2 protein-coding genes are annotated in these 1,530 nt (G+C 44.5%); one reads left to right on the forward strand and one right to left on the reverse strand.

The genetic code is table 11. From position 1 onward, the window contains the following. A partial coding sequence (locus tag AB4496_RS28160) for a chondroitinase-B domain-containing protein (protein ID WP_372133331.1) occupies nt 1–816 on the forward strand: 816 nt, incomplete at its 5' end. Between the two features lie 159 nt (nt 817–975). Here the strand turns inward: AB4496_RS28160 and AB4496_RS28165 are convergent. Further along, nucleotides 976–1,479 carry a peptide-methionine (S)-S-oxide reductase gene (locus AB4496_RS28165; RefSeq protein ID WP_102257321.1) on the reverse strand — a complete coding sequence of 168 codons (504 nt, stop codon included), beginning with the start codon at nt 1,477–1,479 and terminating at the stop codon, nt 976–978. Nucleotides 1,480–1,530: the final 51 nt, after the last annotated feature.

The raw sequence follows: 1,530 nt of genomic DNA on the forward strand, positions 1-1,530 counted from the left end.
CAGTGGGACTCTAATTCAAAATTCGTTAATAACTTGATGATCGACATGGATGGCGAGCGCGAGCTTGTCTCAGTTAAGTCGGGTGGCAACACAATTTCTGGAAATACAATTTTTGAAAGTTCAGCTTTGATTTCTTTGCGTCATGGTAAAGGAAGTAGTGTTGAAAATAACATTATTCTAGGTAATAAAAAGAACTTAACGGGTGGTATTCGAATCTACGACGAAGACCATGTGATCCGTAATAACTACATTGCGAATACTCGTGGACGTGACGGTGTGATTGAAGGCAATGCTGACCTACGTGGCGGCATTGTTATTAACACAGGTATCATCGACGTAGCGAATGGTGAGCAGCTAGATCAATCGGTGAAGGGCAAAGAGCTGAACAAGCAGTGGACGCCGAAAAACATCACCATCGAAAATAACTCTCTAGTCGACACTGAGTGGGGCATTATCTATGGCAACCAAACTCACCGTGTTAGCCTGTTCAATAATGCGGAAGTTGAAAAGATTTATGCAGGTGTTGATGTGGCGTTCAAACACAACGTGGTTGATAACTCGCAATCTCCTGAGTTTGTAAGTGTACGTGCAACGCAAGATTACCCGCTAATGGGCGCAACGTATGACAATGAAACATATGTTGGCCAAGTGACAGCATCTGAGCAGATCTCGAGCTTCTCTGTTGAGTTGCCCGCAATGACCGTTACTAACGGCATTAACGCTTACCAAGGTGAAGGCGCAGATGTGTCTAAACTTGCGGTCGTGACGGCTGAAACCGCGGGTCCGGACTACGTGCTTGAGAATACGACTAAGTAACTTATTGGCTAATGGCTAATGCTTAATGGTTTGAGCTATCAAACCAATTCACGATAGCTGTCTTGGCCATTAGCACCGATAAAGCCAAAGCCTCAACGGGTAATATCTGTTGAGGCTTTATCGATCTTAGGTCGTGACCATCTCAATCTTACGTCGTGACTACTGTGATTTATACTTATGCAGCAGATCCCAAGGGATATGGCACAAGTGGTGATCTTCAGGGAAGTGACTTAAGTGATGCTGGTGGATGTCATCACTCGCGACATAGTGAGTTAACGGTAATATCTCGAGTGCGATACGGTCGGCGTCGTCACGAGAGGCAATATAGTGCTTAGCTTCGGTTAAGTGTTCTGCGTTAGTACTGTAAACGCCTGTGCGGTATTTTTCTCCGACATCGACACCTTGTTTATTCACGCTGTAAGGGTCGATAATCTCAAACAAGTGTTTCATCAAAATCATTACAGACGTAACGCTTGGATCAAATTCAATTTGTACGCACTCTGCATAGCCATCGTAATCGCTTTGCTGCGTCGACCCGTTTTCTGTTAGCTGGTGGGTGCTTCCATTGGCACGGCCTGCTTCTGTGCTGATAACACCAGGAACGTACTTAATAAATTCCTGTACGCCCCATAAGCAACCGCCAGCTAAATAAATTTGTTCCATACTTACCTTTTACTTCTCTGTGTTTGTTGATGTTTGTTCGATGTGTGAATC

This window comes from Vibrio sp. 10N.222.46.A1 (assembly GCF_041473595.1).
GTDB lineage: Bacteria > Pseudomonadota > Gammaproteobacteria > Enterobacterales > Vibrionaceae > Vibrio > Vibrio tasmaniensis_A.